The sequence below is a fragment of the Microbacterium oryzae genome (genome assembly GCF_009735645.1).
GTDB lineage: Bacteria > Actinomycetota > Actinomycetes > Actinomycetales > Microbacteriaceae > Microbacterium > Microbacterium oryzae.
On the sequence record NZ_CP032550.1, the window covers coordinates 1,772,511 to 1,796,882 of the forward strand.

The window sequence follows — 24,372 nt, forward strand, 5'->3', positions numbered from 1 at the left end:
GCGCGGGTGCGAAGCCCGCGCCCGGCGAGCCTCAGCTGCGCTTGCTCGTGGCGCGCGCGATGAAGAACAGCACCACGCCGACGGCGATCGCGATGGCGCCGAACAGCCAGACCCGGCCATCCTGCTGGGTGAGGAGCAGGATGCACGACGCGATGCCCAGCACGGGGACGAACGTCCAGACCCGGAAGTGCTCGTGCTCGACCTTGTCGCGGCGCAGCACGAGCACCGAGATGTTGGCGCTCAGGAAGACGAACAGCAGCAGCAGCACGACGGTCTCCGCCAGCAGCGCGAGGTCACCGAGCAGCGTCAGCAGCATGGCGATGAGGGTCGTGACGAGGATGGCCACCCACGGCGTCTTGCGCTGGGGCAGCACCTTCGCGAACACGGCCGGCAGGAGGCCCTGCTCGCCCATGCCGTAGGTGAGGCGGCTGGCCATGATCATCGTGAGCAGCGCGCCGTTCGCGACGGCGACGAGGGCGATGAGGCTGAACAGCCACGACGGGATGGCCATGCCGCTCGCCTCGACGACCTCGAGGAGCGGTCCGCTCGACTTCGTGAGCTCATCGGCGGGCAGGGCGATCGAGCTCGCGAGCCCGACGAGGATGTAGACCACGCCGGCGGTGAGGAGCGAGCCGAACAGTGCGCGCGGGTAGTCGCGGCGGGGGTTCTTGACCTCCTCGATGACGTTGGCCGACGTCTCGAATCCGACGAACGAGTAGTACGCCACGATGGCGCCGGCGAGCACCGCGCTCGCGGCCGACGTGCCCTCCGGCAGCTGCGTCACGCGCGACACGTCGCCCGCGCCGCCGCCGAGGATCAGCGCGCCGGCCGCGACGACGATGACGAGACCGCTGAGCTCGATGATCGTCATGACGAGGTTCGCGCCCATCGACTCGCGGATGCCGCGGGCGTTGAGAGCCGCGACCACCGCGAGGAACACGACCGCCACGAGCGGTGCGGGCAGATCGATGAAGGTGCTGAAGTAGTCGCCGGCGAAGGCGAGCGCGAGCCCGGCCGCACTCACGACGCCCGCGGCGAGCATCGAGAACCCGACGAGGAACGACACGATCGGGCTGCGGAACGCGCGCTCGGCGAACACCGCCGCGCCGCCCGCCTTGGGGTACTTCGTGACGAGCTCCGCGTACGACCCGGCGGTGAGCAGGGCCAGCAGCAGGGCGACCAGCAGCGGCGCCCAGAGCGCCCCGCCCACGTCGCCGGCCAGCACGCCCATGAGGGCGTAGATGCCGGCGCCGAGCACGTCGCCGAGGATGAACGCGAACAGCAGCGGGCCGGTGATGCCCCTTCGCAGCTTGGTGTCGGGGGCGGTGTCCTGCGTCATGCTGTCTCCTCGTGCTCGCGCCTCCGTCAGAGGCGTCCACCGAAGATGCTGTCGGATGGCCGTGGCCGCTGTCGCGCCCTTGACCCTGCGTGCGGGTTGTGGGTAGGGGTCAGCTGCCGCGCTTCTGCAGCTCGCGATTGATCGCGCGCATCCCGGTCTCGAGCGCGCGCAGCTCCTCGAGCGACAGCGCGTCCAGCACATCCTTCCCGAGCTCGGGACGTGCGCCCAGGATCTCCCGGACCGCCGCCCGTGCGCGATCCGTGGGACGGAGCCGACGCACCCGCTGATCACCGCCATCCTGAACCCGATCGAGCAGCCCCTGCTCGACCAGTCGCTCGACCAGCTTCGACATCGTCGCGAGGGAGACGCCGAAGAGGTCGCTCAGCCCGCTGACCGTCGCGCTCTCGTTCACGACCACCGCGGCGAGCGTCTTCAGCTGCTGGATGGTGAGCGTCGTCTCATGCAGGGATCCCACGACCCGCGGAATGGAACGGACCGAGAGGGCGACGGTCAGCGTCTCCAGGCTCCGCCGCACCTCGTCTCGCTCGTCCATCTCCCCACGGTAACCGCCGGGGCGGATTTCCAGCCAAGGCATAGCCGAAATAACTTAGCTTTGGGCTAACTTCATGGAGGGGGAAGGAACCACGATGACCGAGAGCACTTCGATCGACCTCGACGCGATCCGCGAGAAGTACCGGCAGGAGCGCGATCGCCGAATCCGTCCGGATGGTGCGGGCCAGTACCGCCGTGCCGCCGGCGAGTTCGGGTACTACGCCACCGATCCGTACACGGAGCGGGAGGAGCGCGCGCCGAAGACCGACCGCGTGGAGGCGCTCGTGATCGGCGCCGGCTTCGGCGGTCTGCTCACCGGCGCGTTCCTCCGCGACGCGGGCGTCGAGTCGATCCGCCTGATGGACGAGGCCGGCGACGTCGGTGGCACCTGGTATTGGAACCGCTACCCGGGCGTCCGCTGCGACATCGAGTCCTACGTCTACATGCCGCTCCTCGAGGAGACCGGCGCGATGCCCACCGAGCGCTACGCGACGGGAGAGGAGATCCGACAGCACGCCATCCGCATCGCCCGCCATTACGACCTCTATCGCGACACGCTCTTCCAGACTCGCGCCACCAGCCTCGTCTGGAACGAGGACGAGACCGAGTGGGAGGTCGAGACCGACCGCGGCGATCGCTTCCGGGCCCGCTACGTCATCACCTCCTCGGGAACGCTCACGCAGCCGAAGCTGCCGGGCATCCCGGGCATCGAGACGTTCCGCGGCCACACCTTCCACACGAGCCGCTGGGACTACGGCTACACGGGCGGCAGCGCGGACGGAGACCTGATCGGACTGCACGACAAGCGCGTCGCCGTCATCGGGACGGGTGCGACCGGGCTGCAGGTCATCCCGCACCTCGCCGAGCACGCGAAGGAGCTGTACGTCCTGCAGCGCACACCGTCGACCGTCGACGTGCGCGACAACCGTCCGACCGACTGGGAGTGGGCGACGAGCCTGCAGCCCGGATGGCAGCGCGAGCGGATGGAGAACTTCCTCCAGGTGCTGGCGGGCGAACCCGTCGACGAGTCGCTCGTGACTGACGGCTGGACGAAGACGACGAGCCTGCAGCGGCACATCCTCTCCGGCTCGGTCGACCAGGGGGTGTCGGACGAGGAGCGCGAGCGCCAGGACGAGATCGACGACGCCCTGACGATGGAGCGCATCCGCGCGCGCGTGGATGAGATCGTGACGGATCCGGCCACGGCCGAGGCTCTCAAGCCCTGGTACCGCTACATGTGCAAGCGGCCCGGCTTCAGCGACCTCTACCTGCAGGCCTTCAACCGCCCGAACGTCACGCTCGTCGACACCGCCGACTTCCACGGCGTCACGGGCATGACCGAGAACGCGGTGCTCGTCGGAGACGACGCGTACGAGGTCGACTGCGTCGTCTTCGCCACCGGATTCGAGACCGGCGTCTCGGGCGTCGTCTCCGGCACGCTTCCCGTCGCGGGTCGCGATGGCGTGCAGCTGCTGCAGGCGTGGGGCCGCGGACCGCGCACCCTCCACGGGTTCTTCACGCACGGCTTCCCGAACCTCTTCCAGCTCGGGCCGATGCAGAACGCGAACTCCGTCAACTTCGTGCACATCCTGCAGGAGCAGGCCGAGCACATCGCCGCGATCATCGCGCGCGCCGACGCCGACGACGCCCGCTGGGTGGAGCCGACAGCGGAGGCGGAGGCCGGATGGGTGCAGACGGTTTTCGCGACCGCCCGCGACGTTTCCGCGTTCCAGGCGGAGTGCACACCGGGCTACTACAACGGCGAGGGCACGCAGGCGATCACGGGATTGACCTACTCCCCCGGTCCCGTCGACTTTCATCGCCTTCTCCGAGAATGGCGAGCCGGAGACATGAGCGACGTCCTCGTGCGAGATGACGACGACGCCCGCCTCCGCCAGCGCGATCTCGCCGGGGTGGCCTCGTGACGCGACCCGCGCCATCCCCGCTCTTCCGCCGCACCTGCGGCTGAACCCACCCGAAAGGAACACGCATGGCACTCACTGCGAACTCGACCATCGGCGAGTGGCTCGACAGCCCCGTCGGCGGCCCCCTCGTCGAGGGGCTCCTCGCGCAGACCGGCGGCTCGGCGGAGGCGCTCGCGCCCGTCCGGGGCCTGCCGCTGCAGCAGCTCGTCTCGCTCAGCCAGGGGCAGATGCCCCAGAGCGTGATCGATGGACTCGTCCTCGAGGCCAACGACGGCATCGCTCCCGAGGAGGAGGCGAGCGCGGGCTGGCAGGAGCGCATCACGCCCGAGCGCTTCGCGGGTAAGACGATCGTCGTCACCGGCGCCGCATCCGGCATCGGCCGCGCCACCGCCTCGCGCATCGCCCGCGAGGGCGGCCGGGTCATCGCGGTGGACATCTCCGCCGACCGCCTCGCCGAGTTCCAGGCGTCGCTCCCCGAGGCCGACGTCACGGTCGTGTCCGGCGACATCACGAAGCAGGAGTCGGTCGACGAGATCGTCGCGGCCGCCGGCCAGCGCATCGACGGACTCGCGAACGTCGCCGGCATCAACGACGACTTCTCGCCGTTGCACGAGACGAGCGACGCGACGTGGGAGCGCGTGATGGGCGTGAACGTGACGGGCGCCTTCAAGCTCACCCGCGCCGTGCTCCCGGCGATGATCGATGCCGGCCGCGGCGCCGTCCTCAACGTCGCCAGCGAGGCCGGCCTCCGCGGCAACGCATCGGGCAACGCCTACACGACCTCGAAGCACGCCGTGGTCGGCATGACGAAGTCGGCCGCGTTCATGTACGGCCCGAGGGGCATCCGCGTCAACGCGGTGGCTCCGGGCGGCGTCGCCACGGGCATCCCCTTCCCCCCGAACGTGTCGCAGGCGGGCTCCGCGCGGCTGCACCCGTTCCAGAGCCAGATCCCCACGGTCGCGACGGCCGAGGAGCTCGCCGCGTCGATCACCTTCCTGCTCTCCGACGACGCCGTGAACATCAACGGCGCCATCCTCGCCTCCGATGGCGGATGGTCGGTGCAGTAGGTCTCGGATGACCGAAGGCGGGGCGGGTGCGATACGCACCCGCCCCGCCTCTCACGTCGCGGCTCGCGTGCGCGTTCGGTCGCGTAGCCCTCCCCCGCGCGGGAATCAAGCCGCGGCCGATCTGCCGCGTCGCGCGAGGGTCGTCGTTAGGGTCGTTCTCATGGTGAGAGGTCACATCACGCTCGCAGCCGTCGCGGCGCTCGCCGTGCTGCTGACCGGCTGCTCGATCCACATCCCCGCCGATCCTCACGGCACGCTCGACCGTGCGCAGGGCGGCGTCCTCCGCGTCGGCGCGACCGAGAATCCGCCCTGGGTCGAGGTGGATGAGGGCACGGAGCCGACCGGCTCCGAGGTCGACCTCGTCGACGAATTCGCGGATGGCCAGGGGGCCGATGTCGAATGGACCACCGGCAGCGAGGCGGTGCTGATGGACGCCCTCGACCGCGGCGAGCTCGACATGGTCGTCGGCGGCTTCCTCGACGACACCCCGTGGGCGGAGAAGGGCGCCGTCACCTTCCCCTACACCGCGGACGGGCCCGACAAGCACGTGATGATCGTTCGGATGGGCGAGAACCGGCTCCTCGTCACCCTCGAGGAGTTCCTGTACGAGGAGGCGTCATGACCGCGCGCTTCGGACGCACCGAGCTGCCCGAACGGCAGGAGCAGGCCCTGCGGAAGGCCGTCCGCTTCGAGTGGTACACGCTCGTGTTCCTCGCCATCACCATCACCATGGTCTATCTCGTGATGGGCAGCTCGCAGGCGATGAAGGCCGCGTGGATCGAGGACCTGCTCTCGCTCACACCGCCGATCGCGTTCCTGATCGCGGTGCGCATCGTCAACCGGCGACCCACCGAGAAGTACCCCTACGGCTACCACCGGGCCGTCGGCGTCGCGCACCTCGTCGCCGGCGTCGCGCTCTTCGCGATGGGCGTCTTCCTCATCATCGACTCGGCCTCCGGGCTCATCAGCGCGGAGCATCCGCCGATCGGCTCCATCGTGCTCTTCGGTCAGCCGATCTGGCTGGGGTGGCTGATGATGATCGCGATGGCGCTGACCATCCCGCTGCCGATCTACTTCGGCAAGGTGAAGATGCGGCTCGCTCGCGACCTGCACGACAAGGTGCTGTATGCCGACGCCGACATGAACAAGGCCGACTGGATGACCGCGGCCGGGTCGATCGTCGGCGTCGCGGGGATCGGGCTGGGGTTCTGGTGGGCGGACTCCGCCGCCGCGCTCTTCATCGCCGCGAGCATCGTGTCCGACGGCGTCAAGAACATGCGGGCGGCCATCACCGACCTCATCGACACGCGGGCCACGACCTTCGACGACGGGAGGCCCCATCCCGTCGCCGGCCAGGTGGACACCTACCTGCGCGATCTGTCCTGGGTGGAGAAGGCCGGCAGCCGCATGCGGGACCAGGGCCACGTCTTCCACGTCGAATCGTTCGTCGTGCCGCGGAAGGGCAAGACGCCGAGCCTCACTCAGCTCATGGAGGCGCGGAACGCCTGCGTTGATCTGGACTGGCGCGTGCAGGACATCGTGATCGTCCCCATCGACGAGCTGCCGGAGGAGGTCGGCGGCTCCGACGACTCCCGCCAGTCCGAGCGCAGTCGCTGAGGATCCCTCGCGCGACCGCGACCGGTTCAGACCGTCCGGCGGTTCTTCCGGCGGGTGAGGAGGACGGCGCCGCCCATCGCCAGGACCATCGCGACCGGCAGCGCAATCGCCATCGGCAGGCCGAACGGCACCCCGGCGAGGGCGGCGATGGCGAAGGTCGCGGCCATGCCGACCCCCATGCCCGCACCGGTCATGGCGCTCATGATGGTCGGGTCGATGAAGGGGGTGCGGGTGCTCTGCTGCGTGTTCATATCCTCACCGTACGAACCCGGCGCGACCACGACCATCCGCCGCCCGCCGGAATCTCGACCCGCCCCTCCCCCATGAGGAGGAGGTCTCACTCCCCCGGGCGGTGACGGATCATCGACGTGCCGATCGCCAGCGCGACGCCGCCGAGCACGACCCCGCACCATCCGTTGTAGCGCGACGGGTCCTGCCATGGCCCGAAGATCGACAGCAGTGCGGTCTGCGCGAGGACGAGGAGCACGAGCGCCGCGGCCATGTTGCCGAGCTTGACCGCGCGCATGAGCACGTCGCCGAGCCGTCGAGCGGAGAAGAAGCCGTGGATGGCGAGACCGAGCTCCACCAGCGCGATCACGGCGAGGGCGATCGCGATGTACCGGTCGTACCCGACGCGCACCTGCTCGCCGAGCGCGAGCGGGATGCACGCGACGGTGTAGACGGCTGCCATCGAGGTGAGCAGGATTCCCGAGATGCGATACGTCCGCATCGCCGCCTCGGTGCCGTGCCCGCCCTCCTCGCTCCGATGCGCGCGCACCACGAGGATCTTCACCGCGGCCATCCCGAGCGTGAAGAGCACGTTGGCCGCGATGAACGTGGAGAAGTGCCCGAGCAGGACGAGGGTCTTTGACCCCGCCACCGCGACGTGCACGGGCACGGCGGCTGCGGCCAGCACCACGTTCCGTCGCCCGGTGTCCTTCATCGCGGATGCGAGCCGCCGCATGTGCGGTGTCGCATCCGGGGTGTCGACTCCTGCGGGCATCCTCCGACAGTAACGCGCTCGGCTGATCAGCCGCTCGCGCCGGAGAGGAGCGGCTCGGCCTCGTCGAGCTGGTCGGTCACGAGACCGTCGATCCCCGCGGCCAGCAGCGCGTCCATGGCCATCCTGTCGTTCACGGTCCACGCGTAGATCGGCAGCCCGTGCGCGTGCGACCAGTCGATCATCTCGGGTGTGATGGACGCCTGCTCGACGACGTAGAAGTCGTTGCCGACGTCGGGGAGGTTCCCGACGTTGATCGCGATGGTGAGGCCGACGCGCAGATCGGGGCGCAGCTGCTTGAGCTTCTCCACAGACGCGCGGTCGAGCGAGTGGAAGATGTTGCCCTTCGTCCCGCCGATCGCATCGAGCTCCGCGAGCAGTTCATCGACGGGGTCGCGCGTCTCGTGGCCGGTGATCTTCAGCTCGATCATGAGCGGGATGCCGAGCTCGCGCGCGCGCTCCACATACTCGGTCATCGTGGGGATGGTGTCGGTGCGGCCGTGCATGCTGACCGTGGTCCGCAGGACCTCGGCGGTGCTCATCTCGTAGATGTTCTCGTTGCGTCCGGCGAGCACCGTGAGGTTCACGTCGTGGCTCGCCACGTAGTCGCCGTCTGCGGTCTGCTGCACGTCGACCTCGACGTAGTCGGGGTCGAACTCCGCCGCCGCCTCCAGCGCCGCGATCGTGTTCTCGGGGCCGCCGTTGTCGTAGCCGCGGTGCGCGATGAGGAGCGGGTCCTGGGGCAGCGCCGATGTCGCCTGCGACGCCCCTGCCGTCAGCGCACCGGTCCCGACGAGGGCGAGGACTCCGGTCACGGCGACCACCCGGATCCGCACGCGGCGCCACCGGACCGGCGCCGGCTCGGCGGCCGAGGCGTCGAGCCCAGCGGCCAGGCGAGCGCGGGCGACGACGAGGAGGGCGATGGCCTGCGCGGCGAACACGCTGACGAGCTGGTAGAGCACCCACGCGAGGATGGCCTGCCCCGCGAAGGTCTCCGGCTCCTTGCGGAGCCCGCTCTGTCCGGTCTCCAGCAGGAAGGCCGCGACCTTCGGCAGGAGAGCGACCACGACGGCCACCACGACGAGGGCGATCGCTGTGCGGCGCTCGTGATTTCGCCCCTCCCAGCGCTCATCGCGCGGCGTCTTCGGCCACAGCGTCAGCATCAGCGCCGGAAGGGCGAGGATGGCGGCGGCTGTGACGACGAGAAGCGCGCCCATGATGCCAGACCAGAGGGCGCCGCTCAGGACGTCCTTGAGGAATTCGCGCCCGATGAACGGCGGCACCGCGAGCACGGCACTGGCGGGGGCGAAGACGGTGATGCCCGCGAGCGGACCGGCCACGGCCATCCCGATGGCGAGGGGCCACGCGCGACGGGTGCTCGCCGCGACGCGGAGCCGCGGCCACATGCTGCCGCGCGATGCCTCCCCCGCCAGCCGCCGCTCGGCGACGACGAAGGCGAGCACGGCCCATCCGATCGAGGCCGCCGCGATGAGCGCACCGGCCGCTGCCAGCAGGGCGAGCGAGGCGGGGGAACCGGCGAGGACGAGCAGATTCTGGTCCGTCAGCGCACGCAGGCCCGCGCCGTGCAGGGCGCCTTCGAACAGCGCTCGGACGATCGGCGGGAGGATCGCCGCGATGCCGAGGTGGACGGCGATGAGCAGCGCCCAGAGCCTCGGCGGCAGCTGCACGAGCGGAAGCAGCAGCGCGCGAACGCCCTGCTGCTCGGAACTTCGCTCGATGCTTCCCATGGCATGGGCCATTCTCCCCTGGCAGGCTCCGCGGACTGGACCCCTTGCGCTCAGGGAGAAGCTGGATTACGCGTGCGGGTGGCGCGAACGACGAAACCCCCTCACGAGGAGGGGGTTTCTCTGGCGGTGACGGTGGGATTTGAACCCGTATCGACGGCTGGAGACTCCGGAGCCGGACCTCGGAACCCGCGTCTTTATGCGGAAGTTGCGCACAACTGGATGCATCGACGAGCAGGTGCTTGCAGGTGTCCTGTTACCGCTGTGTTACCGCAGTAACGGCGGTAGACCTCCCCCTGTTGACGCCGAGTGAAAACTGACCCCCAGGCGCCGAACGAAAACTGACCCCCTCGGCACCCTGGGAGGGTGATCGCTGTGGAGGACTGGGCCGAGATTCGTCGGCTGCACAAGTCGGAGAAGTTGGGCATCAAGCAGATCGCCAGCAAGTTGTCGATCTCGAGGAACACCGTCCGGCGCGCGTTGCGGTCAGATGAGCCACCTCGGTATGAGCGCGGGGCGTCGGGGTCGCTGGTGGATCCGTTCGTGCCGCGGATCATGCTGCTGCTCAAGGAGTACCCGCGGATGCCGGCGACGGTGATCGCCGAGCGGGTCGGGTGGACGCATTCGGCGTCGATCTTCCGCGCGAAGGTGTCGGAGCTGCGGCCGCTGTTCGCCGGCATCGACCCGGCAGACCGCACCGAATACACCGCGGGCGACATCATCCAGTGCGACCTGTGGTTCCCGGCGGTGCCGATCCCGGTGGCGCCGGGGCAGGCGGAGATCCTGCCGGTGCTGGTGATGACCCTCGGCTATTCGCGGTTCCATTCGGCGCTGATGATCCCGTCCCGTCAGGGCGGGGACATCCTCGAGGGCATGTGGCAGATCATCCAGCGGCTCGGGAGGGTGCCGCGCACGTTCGTGTGGGACCGGGAGTCCGCCATCGGCGGCACGGGGAAGCTCACGGTGCCTGCGGCGACGTTCGCGGGGGTGCTGTCGACGAGGTTCCGTCTGGCGCCGGCGGCGGATCCGGAGTTCAAGGGCATGGTGGAGCGCAACAACCACTACTTCGAGACCAGCTTCCTGCCGGGGCGCACGTTCACGAGCCCGGGGGACTTCAACCGTCAGCTGCAGGACTGGCTGGCACGCACGGCGAACGTCCGCACCGTCCGGTCAATCCAGGCACGCCCCGTGGATCTGCTGGAGGAGGATCTACGGGCGATGATCGACCTGCCGCGCACGGCGCCGTCGACGGGGCTTCGGACGCGGGTGCGGCTGGCGCGGGACTACTACGTCCGCGTCGACGCGAACGACTACAGCGTGGATCCGCGGATGATCGGCAAGAACGTCGACATCACCGCCACCGCCGACGAGGTGCTCGTCTTCTGCGACGGCGTGCTCGTGGCCCGTCACCGGCGCGCATGGGGCAGCAAGCAGGTCGTGAAGGACCCCGCGCACGTGGAAACCGCCAAGCGGTTGCGGCACGAGTTCAACGACCTCGCCCACGCCCGCGCCGAGAAGGCCCGCCACGCGGCGCTCGGCACGAAAGCACACGCCGACGGCCACCAGGTGCAGATCCGTGCCCTGACCGACTACGACGCCCTCTTCGGCGTCACCTTCACCACCACCCCCGACACTCAGCAGGCCGCCACGAGCGGCGCGATCACGAAGGAAGCACGATGACACCCACAGCCCCCACCCTCGACACCGCCCGCGACACGGCGCTGGAGACGACGATCGCGGCGCAGAGCGCGCTGATCACACCGAACGGCGAGAACCTCCACTCCCGCCTGAGCTACCTCGCGCGCGTGATGAAGACCCCCCACGATCGGACGGGTCTGGGAGGACCTCGGCACGAGGGCGCGGGAGGAGAACTGGTCCCACGAGGAGTACCTCGCCGCCGTCCTCGAACGCCAAGTCGCCGACCGCGAGTCCGCGGGCACGACGATGCGGATCCGCACCGCCCACTTCCCGCAGGTGAAGACCCTCGAGGACTTCAACCTCGACCACCTGCCCAGCTTGCGGCGCGACGTGCTGGCGCATCTGGCGACGGCGACGTTCATCCCGAAGGCGGAGAACGTGATCCTGCTGGGCCCTCCCGGGATCGGGAAGACGCACCTGGCGATCGGGCTCGGAGTGAAGGCCGCCCACGCCGGCTACAGCGTGCTGTTCGACACCGCGAACAACTGGATCACCCGCCTCGCGAACGCTCACCACAAGGGGCAGCTGGAGGAGGAGCTGAAGAAGATCCGCCGCTACAAGCTGATCATCGTCGACGAGATCGGCTACATCCCCTTCGACACCGACGCCGCCAACCTCTTCTTCCAACTCGTCGCCTCCCGCTATGAGCAGGGCTCCATCCTCGTCACCAGCAACCTGCCCTTCGGACGCTGGGGCGAGACCTTCTCGGATGACGTCGTCGCCGCGGCGATGATCGACCGCCTCGTCCATCACGCCGAAGTCCTCACCCTCACCGGCGACTCCTACCGCACCCACGGCCGCCGCGACCTCCTTCGCCAAGGCGAACGCGCCGGCAAGAGCTGAGCGCTCGACGTAGCGGGCGTTTCGCGCTTGTGCCGGCGCCCGCCCGCTCGACGAATCGCTACACATGGGGCTCGGGCGTGTAGATGATCGTCCAGGTCTCCCCGAAGTCGCTTGTGGTCGCGATCCCTCGGCGGTCGACGATGACGATCTCCTCCCCAGGGGTGACGGCGAGTGCTTGAGCGGCGCCTGTGTACTCGCCGCCGGTGGCCCACTTGCCGCTGGGCAGCTCGTAGACGAGGGTGCCGTCGACGCTGGTGCCGATGAGGAATCCGAGGTGGTTCACCGCGATGAGCATCATCCGCGGTGCCTCCGGGTCCAGTTGGAATGTCTTTCCCGCGTCGTGGCTGACGTAGAGCCCTTCGGGCGCGGTGGCGTAGACGGTATCGGGATCGTCGGGGTCGACGAGGACATCCCGCGCGTCGACGCCGACGCCGTCGTTCCAGGTGCGGCCACCGTCGTCGGAGCGGTAGACGATGCCGAAGTTGTTGGCATAGATGCGATCCGGGTCGGACTCGCTGACGGTGAGGTCGTGGAAGTCGGCCTCACCGGTGAAGGCAACGTTCGTCCAGGTGCGGGCGGTGTCGTCGGAGCGGATGAGGCCGAGGTTCTGGGCGCCGAAGTGATCGGGACTGCTCGGCCCGGGGTGCCCGGAGGCGTAGAACGTGCCGTTGACGGAAGTGAACCCCATGGCGTCGAAGTCGTTACCTGCGAGGGGTCCGGTCACTTCTGCTGACGGACGAAGCGTGTCGAGCTGATAGATGCCGCCGTGGCTGGCGATGAGCAGCCCACCGGTCTGCGGGTCGGGGGCGAGCCCGTGGATGTGCTCCAGGGCGACCTGGGTGGCGTGTTCGGGGTCCGCGGGGCGGCTCAGGGAGCACCCCGCGAGCACGGGGGCGGCGGCCGCGAGGGCGGCGAGGGCGGCGATGAGGCGGCGTCGGATGGGGCGGACGGGCATGGGAGATCTCCGGGTTCGTTCGGGCAGGGCAGAGGCCGGTGGCCGCCCGTGTGATGGGGCGGCCACCGGCGTGGCGGGCTCATAGCTGGGTGAGCAGCTCCTGCATCTCGGCGATCTCGGCGGTCTGGCCCGCGGTGATCTTCTCGGCGAGGGCAACAGCCTCGGGGTTCTGGCCGTTGTCGACCTCGGCCTGGGCCATCTTGATCGCGCCCTGGTGGTGCATGGTCATCTGCTCGAGGAACAGCGCGGACGCCGTCTCACCGTCGGCTTCATCGAGGGCGGTCATGTCCTCCTCGGACATCATGCCGCCGCCGTGGTCCATGCCTCCCATGTCGGCGTCCTGGCCCCAGGCTTCGAGCCACTGGTTCATGGTGTCGATCTCGGGGCCCTGAGCGGCTTTGATCCGCTCGGCGAGGGCGACGACATCCGGGTGGACACCGTCCTTGGCCAGCAGCGTGTCGGACATCTCGATGGCCTGCTGGTGATGCATGACCATCTCCATCGCGAACGTCACATCGGCGTCGTTGAAGACGGCGTCGCTGGCTTCGGTGGAGGGGGTGGGCAGGCCGCTGGCGGTGCTGCCGCCGTGGTCCATGCCCTCCATGTCGGACCCGCCGGTGTCGCTGCAGCCGGCGAGGATGAGCGCGGTGGCGAGGACGCCGGCGCTGAGCGTGATGGTGCGGAACTTCATGAGGATCTGTCTCCTTGGTCGTTGTTGAGGGCGCGCTGAAGCGCGCGGGATCTGCGAAGCAGATCACCTCACCTGCGACTGATGGACAGGACGTGCAGATCGGGTGGAGCAGACGGCGCTTCCACGAGCACGGGGGCCGAGAGCGGGGGCGCCAGCGAATGAGGCACGAACGCGGCTCGAGCGGGCCGGATGGCGAGAACGATGCCGACAGCGAGCAGCGCGAGCACGCACGCCATGAACGCCATCGCGTCCATACCGCCGCCACAGCCATCCCCGCTGCACGGTTCGGCAGTAGTGCCATCGGGTCCCGTCGCGCCGACGGTCGTGGCGCTGTCGGAGTGGTGGGTGCTCTCGGCGATGACGGCGGGGGCGTGGTGCGCGGTGCCGGTGCTGAGCACGTGCATGCCGAGCAGCCCGATGAGCACCCCGAGGACGGCGGCGGAGGTGAGCAGGAAGGCGTGCGCCCACGTGGCGCCCGGGTGCATCGCCCGGCGCAGCGTCATCACGCTCATCCGCTCACCGCCTTTCCTGTTCAGCACTCTACGAAATCTGCCTGTCAGGCGCCGCGCAGCACCGCGGCGGTGGTGACCTCGGGGCGCATGTCCAGTCGCCGAAGCAGCTGGGCGTTGAGGGCGACGACGATGGTGGACAGGGACATCAGGATCGCGCCGACCGACATCGGCAGCACGAACCCGAACGGGGCGAGCACGCCCGCTGCGAGCGGGACGGCGATCAGGTTGTACCCGGCAGCCCACCACAGGTTCTGCTTCATCTTCCGGTAGCTCGCCCGCGACAGCTCCATCACCGACAGCACTGAACGGGGGTCGTCGCTGGCGAGGATGACCCCCGCAGAGGCGATCGCGACATCCGTTCCCGCACCGATCGCCACACCGACATCGGCCTGCGCGAGTGCGGGCGCGTCGTTGACGCCGTCGCCGACCATGACAACCTTGCGGCCCTCGTCCTGCAGCTGCTTCACCTTGGAGGACTTGTCCTCCGGGCGCACCCCGGCGAAGAACCGGTCGATGCCCAGCTCGCCGGCAACGGAGGCGGCGACCGCCTCGGCGTCGCCGGTGATCATCACCACCTGCACGCCACGGGCATGCAGCGCATCGATCGCCTCGCGGGACTCACTGCGGATCTCATCAGCCAGGCGCAGCGCTCCGGCGACCTGCCCGTCGACGAGGACGTGCAGGATGATCGCGCCCTCCGCGCGCCACTCGTCCGCCACCGGCAGCTCACCCGCGCCCTCCTGCTCGAGCAGATACGGGCCGCCGACCTGCACGAGGTGCCCCTCGACGGTGGCGCGGACGCCGACCGCCGGTGATGACTCGAACCCAGAGGAGGCAGGCACGGTCAGCTGCTTCTCGGCGGCGCCGTTCACGATCGCGCGAGCCAGCGGATGCTCCGAGTCCGCTTCGGCGGCCGCCGCGAGGGCGAGCAGCCGGTCGGCGTCGAGCCCCGCAGTCGGGTGGATGGCGGTGACGGCGGGGGTGCCCTTGGTGAGGGTGCCGGTCTTGTCGAACAGCACCGTGTCGATCGTGCGCATGCTCTCCAGCGCCAGGCGATCCTTGATCAGCACCCCGCCACGCGCGGCACGCTCGGTCGCGATCGACACCACCAGCGGGATGGCCAGGCCCAGGGCATGCGGGCAGGCGATCACCAGGACCGTGATCGTACGGACAACGGCCTGGTCGGGCAGGCCGATCACCGTCCACACGACGGCGGTGATGACGCCGGCGATCAGCGCGAACCAGAACAGCAGCGCCGCGGCGCGGTCCGCGATCCGCTGCGCCCGGGAGGTGGAGTTCTGCGCTTCGGCGACGAGCCGCTGGATGCCCGCGAGGGTGGTGTTCTCGCCGATCGCGGTGATCTCCACGCGCAGTCCCGAGTCGGTGGCGACGGTGCCCGCGACGACCTGGTCGCCTTCGGAGCGGCGCACCGGGCGGGACTCGCCGGTGATCATGGCCTCATCCATGCTCGCCGAGCCCTGCACGATCCGGCCATCTGCCGGGACGCGACCGCCCGGGCGGACCACCACGACGTCGCCGACCTGCAGGTCGGCGGGGGCGACGGTAACGGTGGTGTCGCCCTCGACGCGCTCGGCCTCGTCCGGCAGGAGCGCTGCCAGGGAGTCCAGGGCGGAGGTGGTCTGCGCCAGGGAGCGCATCTCGATCCAATGCCCCAGCAGCATGATCACGATGAGAAGCGCGAGCTCCCACCAGAAGTCGAGATCGTGGTGCAGCAGCCCGACGCTCGCACCCCACGAGGCCAGGAACGCGACCGTGATCGCCAACCCGATCAGCAGCATCATCCCGGGCCTGCGGGTGCGCAGCTCGCTCACCGCGCCGGTGAGGAACGGGGCCCCGCCCCACACGTACATCACCGTGCCGAGCACGGGCGAGATCCATACCATCCACGCCACGTCGGGCAGCGAGTAGCCCAGCAGCATGGCGAACATGCTCGAGAAGCCCACGACCGGGACGGCGAGAGCGAGCATGATCCAGAACAGCCGGCGGAACTGCGCGACATGATCACCGTGACCGGCATGCCCACCGTGACCGCTGTGCCCGGCGGATGCGGCGTGGTCATGGCCTGCGTAGTCATGGCCGGAATGCAGGTGGTGGTCACTGCGGTCACGGTGGGCTTCGTGCTCGGCCGGCTCCGTCGCCACAGCCTCCGGCATACCGGCGGCGGTCGGCTCGGGACCTGCGTGGTCCGTCACGCGCTCCGGCTCGGCGTGGCGGTGGGCGCTCTGACCGTGCATCGTGTGGTCGTGCTGGCTCATCTGAGCCTCCTCGGCGAGTGGCCGCTGTGCGGCGGGGATTGCAGGAGATGGGTACGGCGTTCGGCCGCGTCAGGCGCCGGTGTTGACGGTGTAGCCAGCCTCGGCCACCGCCGCGTGCAGCGCGGCACGCTCAAGCGGTGCGGCGCTTCGTACCGTGACGGTCGATGTGCCGCCAGCGGTGAGCGCGACGGACACGTCCTGCACGCCCGGCACAGCCGACAGCTCTTCGGTGACGCTGCCCACGCAATGCGCGCACGTCATCCCGTCCACCAGCAGGGTGGTCGACGTTCCCGCCTCCATGGCCGGCTTCTGCGTCGTGGAGGAGTTCGGGGCCGCGCAGCAGGCGCATCCCGCCCCTGAGTCCTTGAGGCCGAGTTCGATTCGTTCGATGGTCATGATGATTGTCCTTTCGACGATGAGGGTCAGGAGCGGACCAGGCGCGCGATCGCTGCGTTGGCTTCGCGGATCTTCTCCTCCGCGACCGGACCGCCCTGAGCGGTGGCCTCGGCGACGCAGTGGCTGAGGTGGTCACCGAGCAGCGACAGCGCGACCACTTCGAGGGCCTTCGTGGCCGCGGACACCTGCGTGAGGATGTCGATGCAGTAGTCGTCGTCCTCGACCATCCGCGCGATCCCCGCTACCTGACCCTCCGCCCGACGCAACCTCTTCAGCAGCGCTTGCTTGTTGTCCGTGTACCCGTGCACGCCACCAGGATATACCCCCCGGGGGTATCCGAGGGGGTCAGTTTTCGTTCGGCGCCTGGGGGTCAGTTTTCGCTCGGCGTTGACACCCCTGCTTGCCTCGCCGAGGATTCCGGCTAGTCTGCCGTCGTCTGCTTCGGATCGCGTTCATGCAGGTCCAGCTGCGCCTCGAGCGCAGGACCGTATGCGTCCGCGATTCGCACACCGTTCAGTTCGCCGCGGCACCACCTCCGCAGGACCTGCGACATTGCCTCCACCCCCGCCGCGGACATCAGCGGATGCGTCCGATCATTGATGCTCTCAAGCGCGAACTGAGTCACGCTCTGGAGGTACTCCACGTCTCGCCGCGGTGCACTCAGCATGAGCCGCTCCAGCGCGACGACCGCCTCGGAGTGCGTGTGCATCGCCCCCTGCCAGTCGCCGATGCTCCGCGCCTTCAGAAGCCGAATGAGCGCGTCGAGCAGCCCAAGGGTGTCGGAACGACGCTGCTCCGTCGCCGCGTCGCGGCGTTGCGCGCGAATTGTCATGAGCGGCACGAGGGCGGTGGCTACAGCGCCCACGATCGCACCAGCCAACGCTGCCAAAGTTGGATCCATGCCGCGAGAGTAACGACCTCGTCGGACACTCGTGCCCGCAGCAAGGCGTCAGCGCCGGGGGCCCAAGAGCGGATCGCGCAGTGTCGCTACACCGCCATCTGAGCGAAATCAGGCACCTCCAGCGATTCGCGGGGTACCCGCGTCTTCCTCGGCATTCGAAAGGGCGCCGTCGCCGAACCACGGCTCGCCGTCGAACTCAGCGTCCATGAAGCCCCCTGCATCCATGTTGATGAGTGTCGGCTCGTGCAGTTCGTCGGGGACGAACCGAACGTCGTCGGGATGACAGTAGATGTACTCACGAGCGCTCTCAGCGGTGTGCTCGTTGAACAGCCGCTCCATTGCTGTGGTCCCGCGTTCTGTGCGGTCGAGGCGGCCACCTACTACCGCAGCCCTGATCTCCTGAATCATCGGGTCGCCCGCCTCGAACCGTTCGATCATGACCATCGGGTCGCTCATGAGCAGTCCCAGCTTGCGCGTGATCGGGACGGAGATCCCCCACGCTGTGGCGAAGCCAACCCCTTCCCACGGGTCGACATCACTCGAGTCGCGGATCAGGCTCACCGGCGCATCGCAGGTGATGAGGGAACGACGGTCGAATCGAACGAGCAACCACGGGCGCGTAACGAGGTACTTCGCGAGGTGTTCAGCGGTGTCGATCATGTGCTTGATGTGACCGACAGTCGAGATCGTGATCGGCGGGCCGCCTGGTTGGGTGGCTTCGTCCCAGATTCGCTGCGCCTGCTCCTCCGTTGCGTCGAAACCGAGGTTCTTCTTGATCCAGCGCGTGACGTTCGCTCGACCACCGGCGCCGACTTCGACTCGGACCATCTTCGCTTGCAGGCGCTCGATGGTCTTGCGGGTGTCGGGCCCGCGGACTGCTTGGAGCGCGAGGTAGTACGACAGCGACATCCGGGCCTCTTCGGAGACCGGGAACTCTCCTGCCTCCATGCGTCGGATGATCCCCACGGCTTCGCCCTCGAGAACGCTGAGCATCTTTTCAAAGCCGTCCGGCTCATTAGCACCGGGGACCGTGTGGAAGTGCGTCTGCGCAGCCACATTCTTCACAGAAGTGGTGAAGGAGGCCCGAGACCGGTCGAGCGGGACGGCGGTGACGCGATCTTGCGTGCCCGCGAAGCCACGAAGATATCCCTGCGGCACATAGTGGTGCAGCTTGGCGGTATTCCCGTTCCCCATGCTCGGAATGGTCTCAAACCCCGCCGACATTCGACGGCCACCGCCCGACCGGCCATGCCCGCACGTGGCAGTCGACTCGGTAGGCCCGGGCGCCGGAGCGCCCATGCGCGCGGAGTTTGCACGGCGGGGACCTCGGGTGGACCACCCGAAGTCCCTCGTTGCGCCGGCGTCACTCGAGCGTGCGGTCACCCGTGTTCCAGCGACGTACTGCGAGACGGGCGTCGCTCGTGGCGGTGTGGCGGGAGCGGCGCCGCTCGGCGCGGTGCGCGCGTCCTTCGTGGCACATCTCGCACGAGCACACGTAGATGCCGGTGAACGCGAACCTCCACTGGCAGCGGGTCACGGGACGCCAGTCGTGGGCGACATCGTGGCGGGGCGGCAGATCGCACTCACCGGACGCATGGTCGTGGTGAGCGGTCGCGGCGAGATCGCCGCGGGCGATGCGGATATGGATCGGGACGTGAGCGTCCGTACGGGACACGGGAACCTCCGAGGCGTGGGGCCCCTGCCCGCGATCCTCGGCGAGGACGAGCAGGGGCTACGGCTTTCGCCGTTGCCCGGAGAACTCGTCGATTCTGCGCATGCGGCCAGTCTGCCACGCACCGCCGACAGGACTCGGCGCCGCCTGCCACATGGACTGACGGCGCCGAGTCACGACCGCCCCTGTCGGGACGAGGTCATGCCGCAGGTCTGACTCCCGTTGCTCAGCGCCTCCTGATCGGAATGATGTTGGCCGCGCGGCGCTCGGCAGCCTTGCGCCTGCGACGCTCGCGCTTCTCCTGCAAGATCGCCTCGAGAATCTTCGCGTCTCTGGCTGCGCCATCGCGCCGCATCTCGGCCCAGCGGAGCACGGCTTCATCGAGGCCCTCGCCCGTAGCGAGGTCAGCGAGCGCTTCCGTGATCGTTGCCCCGGAGCCGACATGGCTGATGCAGGTCGAGGCCGTCCATCCATCACCCTCCTGCCTGAAGTAGATGTGTGCCGACGGCACGACCTCACGGCGAAGGTCCTTCAGTGCGCTGGTTATCTGGTCCATTGCTGCTCTTCCTATCTGTGCTGTGGTGCTGGCTAATCGGTGACGCGATCGTGCGACGGCGGGGGGTCCCGCGTGGAGCCGCCGCGGCGGCGAGCCAAGCTCACCGCGTCACTTCTGGAGCGCGGTGGCGCGCTGCTTGTCGAGCGCTTCGGCGACCTCGTGGAGGTCGTCCTCGAACAGCTCGGCATAGGTGTCGAGGGTCATGGTGGCGGAGGCGTGGCCGAGCATGCGCTGGACGACCTTCACGTTCGCGCCGGCGCTGATCGCGAGGGACGCAGCGGTGTGACGCAGGTCGTGCGGCGTCACCCGCGGCATCACCGGCGGCACCTCCTCCCCGCGCGCCCGCGCCTCGTCCGCGGCCCGCTGATCTTCGGCGCGGATCCGCTTCACCGCGGCAGCGAACCACCCGGACATGCTGTTGCCCTGACTCAGGTACCCGCCCAACTGCGCCGGCCACAGCAGCTCCTCCGCGGACTTGCCCTTGCAGGCGCGGGCGATGGCGTCGTCGAGGAACGCCGGGTAGGGGACTGTGCGGAACTTCTCCGGCTTCGGCGTGCCGAGCTGAACGTGTCCGTTGACGCGGACGGCGTTCTCGTTGACCCAGAAGCAGCGCCGCTGTCGGTCGACGTGCCGGATCTTCAGCCCGGTCACCTCGCCCCACCGCAGACCGGTGTAGGCGAGGAACCGCACGAAATCGGGGTACTTGGACGTCGCCGCCAGCCGCTCGACCTGCGCGTGCGTCAAGTACGGCTTCGCCTTGCGCTTCTTCTTCGGCGTCTTCACCTCCCGGGCCGGGTTGGCGAGGATTCGCCGGTCCCTCACCGCACCGTCGAGGATCGCGGCGAGGATCCCGTGCGCTCGCTTGACCGTCGTCGCCGACCGGCGGGCGCTCAACTCGGCGACCCACTTGCGGATCTCGGTGTGCTGGATCGTGTTGATCTTGCGGAGGCCCCAGCGGGGCGCGACGTGCACCCTCCAGGAGCTCTCATCGCTGTGCCAGGTGGAAGGCTTCACAGCGGCGGCGTGCGCGAGCAGCCAGTCCTCGCCGAGCTTTCCCACGGTCACGTTGCCGTCGCTGACGGAGACATAGGTCCCCTTGTTCACGGCGGTCTCGACCTCGTTGATAAACGCGACCGCGTCCATCTTCCGGCGGAACCCGCCCCGGCGGGTTGGGCGCCCGTCAGGGCGGCGATACCGGGCCTCCCAGCGCAGCCCGTTCTTCGTCTGGTACGAGTAGGCACTTCCCATCGCACACGCTCTCTTCCTGATGATCCGAATGTCTATGAGTTCGTGGCGATACCGGGTGGCATGCCTGATGTCATGCGACGGCCGGTCGCGCTGCCCTTCGAGGCGCACGGCCAGCGGTCGCGAATGGTCCGCCTGTGGCGGGAGAATCACCGTTCGACGACGGTGAGAATCTGCGGAGCCCGGCAGGCGCCAGCGTGCGCTGCCGCTGGCGGGACGACTCGTCCGCCAGAGCACGCACGTGCGACGGCAGCGACATCCTCGGCACCGCGCATGCCGGCGCGCGGCATCGGCGGGCGGACGCGGCTCATCGCATCTCCTCGGAGGTGCTCGTGAACTCCTGGGCGAGCAGCCATTCGTCGACCGCTGCGGGTCGATAGAAGATGCGGCGGCCGCCCGCTCGGATGTAATCCGGGCCGCGGCCGGTGACACGCCACTCGCTCAGCGTGCGCGTGCTCGTCTCCAAGCGCGCCGCGAGCGTCTCGGGCGTGATCAGTGAGTCCAGCAGCGGCGTGCTGATCGGGTTGACGATGCACATAGTTCTCCTCTCGAAAGCTGTTTCGCTTTCGAGAGGGCCTGGTTAGCCGAACCCGTTAACAGTTGCTATGGCGTACCCATCTCGACGAGGAGCTCTATTGGTCCTCTCGCACCTTTCACGTCTCAGTGCGTGACGATCACCTTAGGGCATACCCACTGACATTCTCGGCGCTGAACGTACCCACCGGCGTGTCGCGCCTCGGCGGAACCGTCTGCGTCCGCCTCCTTGGGTCAAGACATGCCTGCGCCGCTACGCGTCGCCGAGCGGGTGGGAGATGCCCCACAAGATGACCCCCGACTCCAGCTCGCTCTCGTTCCCATCTGCCCGCCGCACTGCATCGAGACGCCGCGCGGCATGACGCAGGCAGACCCCGTCGAGCAGTTGCACCTCGAGGCGGGCTCGTTGCAGCTCACCCGCCAGATCCCCGTGCGCCCCGATGCAGTGCCGTGGATCTTTTCGCTCCGCTGAAGCTCCACGTGCGCGACGTCCCGGGGAGACGCCGAGCCGTCGGATAGTCCGCCTCCGCCGCCAGGAGTTGCGCACCATTCACAGCTCACATCCCCTCGTGGGGCGACGTCCCAGCCGCCACGTGCGCACCATCGGCGAAGCGGATGAGCCGTCCAAGTTCGCCACACAGGGCTCGGGGAGCCAATCGGGACGGGGCTTCGTCTTCAGGGTCGTTCTCCGCTCGTAGGAAAGCGGGGGGGTGATCGGCCCCCCTGATCGCGTCGGGTACTCGAACGCTGTGGCCCAGTACCCGACGCGACGTCACGCGGTCGCCTGGAGGTTCCCATCGCGCACCCGAAGCCGCACCACCCGTCCCGGGCTCGCCGCCAGCAGCGGAAAGAGGTCACGCTCGACGGCGCGCTGCAGGTGGCGCGCCCCGTAGGCGGGATCGTACCCGCGCCCGGCGATCCAGTCCACGACGTCCGGTGCCCACTGGATCCGCCATCCGTTCTCGGCGAATCGGCGGGCGGCGCGGGTGAGCTCGAGCTCGGCGAGCTCCCCGATGGTGTCTGCGGCGAGCGGGGCGAACGGGATGACCGCGGTGAGTCGGTTCATCAGCTCTGGCGGTAGCGCCTTGGTGATCGCGCCCAGCTGCCTGTCGGCGTTGAACTCGTCGGTAGCGCCGAAGCCTGCGCTGCGGGTTGTGGCCTCACGGACACCCAGGTTCGACGTCAGGATGATGACCGTCTCCGCGAAGGAGGCTGTCTGGTCCCATCCGTCCTTGAGGCGCCCCTCGTCGAAGATCTGGAGGAAGAGGGGCCAGACCTCGGGGCTGGACTTCTCGAACTCGTCGAACAGGACCACGCTGCGGGGCTTCTCGATCACGCGCGTGGTGAGCAGCCCGTCGGTGGAGCTGTTCTTCCACGAGCGGTGGGCGCCGGTGAGCTTCACGCGCCCGTCTTGGCCGTTGCCGTACTCGGACATGTCGAGCCGGATCAGCGCGTCGGCGGATCCGTAGGCGACTTCGGCGGTGCGCTTGGCGAGTTCGGTCTTGCCGACGCCCGACGGGCCAGCGAAGAGGAAGATCCCGTGCGGGCGCTCGGGCCGGAGCTTGAGGCCGGCGAAGGCCGGTGCAAGACGGGTCGCGAACGTGGTGATCGCGGCGTCCTGCCCGCGCACGCTCTCCGTCAGTCGCTCTGTCAGCTCGGCGACCGTCGCCGGTGCGGGGAGGTCGACGAGCGGGACGTCCGCGTCGTCTGCGTGCCGCAGATGCTTGGCCTCGACGGTCGCGCTGCCGCTGATGCGGGCGCGGCCGATGGCCGCATCGATCCTGCTCAGCGCCAGCCCTGGCTGCGCGCGAGCGTCCTTGGGGGCGGAGGGTGCGAGCGCCGCCTCGGTGACCCCGAGGGCGAGGTTGACTCGGGCGCGCCGGGCGAGGTCGGCCGCGGCGCTGTCGATGATCGCCCGGAGGTCCGCGGCCGGGAGCTCGAGCAGGTGGATGTGGTGGAGGGTCGCCGCGAGTTCTTCGTGCACGTCGGCGAGGCGATCGAGCTGTGCCTGATCGATCGTCACGAGGAACGGAACGTGGTCGCGGTGGTGGGCGAGGCTGATCAGGTCGAGCAGTTCGACGTCGGGACCGCGCGTACCGAGACGGGCGACCTCGTCGAGGTCGTCGATCACGATGACCTCCTTCGCCCGCCAGCCGTCGGTGGAGGCCAGGTGGCGCAGGTCCGTCTGCAGCTCGGCCACCGAGTCGCTGTCAGGACGGAACCTGATGAAGGTGGGCCGCTCGTCCGCGCGACGAATGACCTGCTCGGTGTCGCTGATCAGGGTAGTGCGGCCGCTGCCCGGCTTGCCGGTGATCGACACGATCGGCGGGTTCGGGCGCAGCAGGTGCGCGGCGACCTCCCGGGCCTGGGACGGTCGCCAGAGCTTCTGCCCGGTCGGCTCCCGCGGGAGCAGATTCTCCAGTCCGGCGAAGTTCTCCGCCGGTGGGAAGCGCTGATCGGCGCTCTCGAAGGGGTCGGGATCGTTGTACGTCGGGCTGTTCGCGAGGTTGTCGTTCATTTGTCGTCCTGTCGTCGTGTGCGGCCGCGCTTCTTGCGCCGCGAAGTTGTTTCGTCCTGTGCGGGGTGACGCTGCGCCTGGCGGGCGGCGATCCGCGCCACTGCAGCGGCTGACGTCCGCCGCCTGTGCTTCTCGCAGTGGGCGGTGTCGCACGCCGTGACGGCGTAGAAGATGCACCCGCTGGCCAGCGCCGCCGCGCCGGCGAACCCGGGCGAGTGCAGCCAGTCGGACAGCCATGGCCAGATGGCATCGGCCCATGCATTGCCGGGCTGAGCAGTGAGGAGGGTGTTCGTGTTCACGGTGTTGCTCGTCCCTGTCGAAGTTGCTTCG

General features: G+C 69.0%; 24 protein-coding genes and 1 pseudogene. 6 read left to right on the plus strand and 19 right to left on the minus strand.

The window, feature by feature from the left end; translation table 11 throughout:
- Positions 1-31 precede the first annotated feature (31 nt).
- Together D7D94_RS08265 and D7D94_RS08270 are read right to left on the minus strand one after the other, a co-directional pair.
- Positions 32-1,339, minus strand: coding sequence for an APC family permease (locus tag D7D94_RS08265; RefSeq protein WP_156242163.1), 1,308 nt, complete (start codon positions 1,337-1,339; stop codon positions 32-34).
- Between the two features lie 109 nt (positions 1,340-1,448).
- Positions 1,449-1,892, minus strand: a complete 444-nt coding sequence (locus D7D94_RS08270; RefSeq protein ID WP_173024259.1) for a MarR family winged helix-turn-helix transcriptional regulator — start codon at positions 1,890-1,892, stop codon at positions 1,449-1,451.
- 94 nt (positions 1,893-1,986) lie between these two features.
- Here D7D94_RS08270 and D7D94_RS08275 point away from each other — a divergent pair, with 94 nt between their 5' ends.
- The 4 genes from D7D94_RS08275 (at position 1,987) to D7D94_RS08290 (ending at position 6,500) form a co-directional block, all read left to right on the plus strand.
- Positions 1,987-3,816: a flavin-containing monooxygenase gene (locus tag D7D94_RS08275; protein ID WP_246171734.1), complete on the plus strand. Its 1,830-nt coding sequence runs from the start codon at positions 1,987-1,989 to the stop codon at positions 3,814-3,816.
- 65 nt (positions 3,817-3,881) lie between these two features.
- Entirely contained in the window at positions 3,882-4,883 is a 1,002-nt protein-coding gene (locus tag D7D94_RS08280) for an SDR family NAD(P)-dependent oxidoreductase (RefSeq protein ID WP_156242166.1), read from the plus strand.
- A gap of 160 nt (positions 4,884-5,043) precedes the next feature.
- Positions 5,044-5,505, plus strand: coding sequence for a transporter substrate-binding domain-containing protein (locus D7D94_RS08285; protein ID WP_173024260.1), 462 nt, complete (start codon positions 5,044-5,046; stop codon positions 5,503-5,505).
- The gene (locus D7D94_RS08290) at positions 5,502-6,500 is read left to right on the plus strand and encodes a cation diffusion facilitator family transporter (RefSeq protein WP_156242167.1); all 999 of its coding nucleotides are present in this window, start codon (positions 5,502-5,504) and stop codon (positions 6,498-6,500) included. The genes D7D94_RS08285 and D7D94_RS08290 overlap by 4 nt, the downstream gene beginning before the upstream one ends.
- A gap of 26 nt (positions 6,501-6,526) precedes the next feature.
- Here the strand turns inward: D7D94_RS08290 and D7D94_RS08295 are convergent, their stop codons facing one another.
- From D7D94_RS08295 to D7D94_RS08305, 3 genes are all read right to left on the minus strand, one after another.
- Positions 6,527-6,751, minus strand: a complete 225-nt coding sequence (locus D7D94_RS08295; RefSeq protein ID WP_156242168.1) for a hypothetical protein — start codon at positions 6,749-6,751, stop codon at positions 6,527-6,529.
- 86 nt (positions 6,752-6,837) lie between these two features.
- The gene (locus D7D94_RS08300; RefSeq protein WP_156242169.1) at positions 6,838-7,503 is read right to left on the minus strand and encodes a hypothetical protein; all 666 of its coding nucleotides are present in this window, start codon (positions 7,501-7,503) and stop codon (positions 6,838-6,840) included.
- A gap of 26 nt (positions 7,504-7,529) precedes the next feature.
- Positions 7,530-9,248 (minus strand): glycerophosphodiester phosphodiesterase family protein, encoded by a 1,719-nt coding sequence (locus D7D94_RS08305; protein WP_156242170.1) that lies wholly within the window; start codon positions 9,246-9,248, stop codon positions 7,530-7,532.
- 363 nt (positions 9,249-9,611) lie between these two features.
- On the opposite strand from D7D94_RS08305, the gene istA reads away from it, so the two are divergent.
- Positions 9,612-10,925: an IS21 family transposase gene (istA, locus tag D7D94_RS08310; RefSeq protein ID WP_156242171.1), complete on the plus strand. Its 1,314-nt coding sequence runs from the start codon at positions 9,612-9,614 to the stop codon at positions 10,923-10,925.
- Between the two features lie 128 nt (positions 10,926-11,053).
- Positions 11,054-11,786 (plus strand): annotated as a pseudogene (gene istB, locus D7D94_RS08315) (IS21-like element helper ATPase IstB).
- Positions 11,787-11,844: 58 nt separating this feature from the next.
- On the opposite strand, the gene D7D94_RS08320 reads toward istB, so the two are convergent.
- From D7D94_RS08320 to D7D94_RS08385, 14 genes are all read right to left on the minus strand, one after another.
- Positions 11,845-12,741, minus strand: coding sequence for a F510_1955 family glycosylhydrolase (locus tag D7D94_RS08320; protein ID WP_156242172.1), 897 nt, complete (start codon positions 12,739-12,741; stop codon positions 11,845-11,847).
- A 79-nt stretch (positions 12,742-12,820) separates the two neighbouring features.
- Positions 12,821-13,432, minus strand: a complete 612-nt coding sequence (locus tag D7D94_RS08325; RefSeq protein WP_156242173.1) for a DUF305 domain-containing protein — start codon at positions 13,430-13,432, stop codon at positions 12,821-12,823.
- Positions 13,433-13,500: 68 nt separating this feature from the next.
- Positions 13,501-13,944, minus strand: a complete 444-nt coding sequence (locus D7D94_RS08330) for a DUF6153 family protein (RefSeq protein ID WP_156242174.1) — start codon at positions 13,942-13,944, stop codon at positions 13,501-13,503.
- 44 nt (positions 13,945-13,988) lie between these two features.
- Entirely contained in the window at positions 13,989-16,220 is a 2,232-nt protein-coding gene (locus D7D94_RS08335) for a heavy metal translocating P-type ATPase (protein ID WP_425486968.1), read from the minus strand.
- 69 nt (positions 16,221-16,289) lie between these two features.
- The gene (locus tag D7D94_RS08340; protein ID WP_156242175.1) at positions 16,290-16,616 is read right to left on the minus strand and encodes a heavy-metal-associated domain-containing protein; all 327 of its coding nucleotides are present in this window, start codon (positions 16,614-16,616) and stop codon (positions 16,290-16,292) included.
- A gap of 26 nt (positions 16,617-16,642) precedes the next feature.
- Positions 16,643-16,924, minus strand: coding sequence for a metal-sensitive transcriptional regulator (locus tag D7D94_RS08345; RefSeq protein WP_156242176.1), 282 nt, complete (start codon positions 16,922-16,924; stop codon positions 16,643-16,645).
- Between the two features lie 113 nt (positions 16,925-17,037).
- Positions 17,038-17,517 carry a hypothetical protein gene (locus tag D7D94_RS08350; RefSeq protein WP_156242177.1) on the minus strand — a complete coding sequence of 160 codons (480 nt, stop codon included), beginning with the start codon at positions 17,515-17,517 and terminating at the stop codon, positions 17,038-17,040.
- A 108-nt stretch (positions 17,518-17,625) separates the two neighbouring features.
- Positions 17,626-18,711, minus strand: coding sequence for a DUF4238 domain-containing protein (locus D7D94_RS08355; protein WP_156242178.1), 1,086 nt, complete (start codon positions 18,709-18,711; stop codon positions 17,626-17,628).
- 169 nt (positions 18,712-18,880) lie between these two features.
- Positions 18,881-19,192 (minus strand): hypothetical protein, encoded by a 312-nt coding sequence (locus D7D94_RS08360; RefSeq protein WP_156242179.1) that lies wholly within the window; start codon positions 19,190-19,192, stop codon positions 18,881-18,883.
- Between the two features lie 223 nt (positions 19,193-19,415).
- Complete coding sequence (locus tag D7D94_RS08365; protein ID WP_156242180.1) at positions 19,416-19,745, minus strand: hypothetical protein; 330 nt, start codon at positions 19,743-19,745, stop codon at positions 19,416-19,418.
- Between the two features lie 108 nt (positions 19,746-19,853).
- Complete coding sequence (locus D7D94_RS08370) at positions 19,854-20,993, minus strand: tyrosine-type recombinase/integrase (RefSeq protein WP_156242181.1); 1,140 nt, start codon at positions 20,991-20,993, stop codon at positions 19,854-19,856.
- A gap of 304 nt (positions 20,994-21,297) precedes the next feature.
- Entirely contained in the window at positions 21,298-21,528 is a 231-nt protein-coding gene (locus tag D7D94_RS08375; protein WP_156242182.1) for a helix-turn-helix transcriptional regulator, read from the minus strand.
- A gap of 768 nt (positions 21,529-22,296) precedes the next feature.
- The gene (locus D7D94_RS08380) at positions 22,297-24,042 is read right to left on the minus strand and encodes an AAA family ATPase (RefSeq protein ID WP_156242183.1); all 1,746 of its coding nucleotides are present in this window, start codon (positions 24,040-24,042) and stop codon (positions 22,297-22,299) included.
- The gene (locus D7D94_RS08385; RefSeq protein ID WP_156242184.1) at positions 24,039-24,341 is read right to left on the minus strand and encodes a hypothetical protein; all 303 of its coding nucleotides are present in this window, start codon (positions 24,339-24,341) and stop codon (positions 24,039-24,041) included. Before D7D94_RS08385 ends, D7D94_RS08380 begins: the two co-directional genes overlap by 4 nt.
- Positions 24,342-24,372 lie beyond the last annotated feature (31 nt).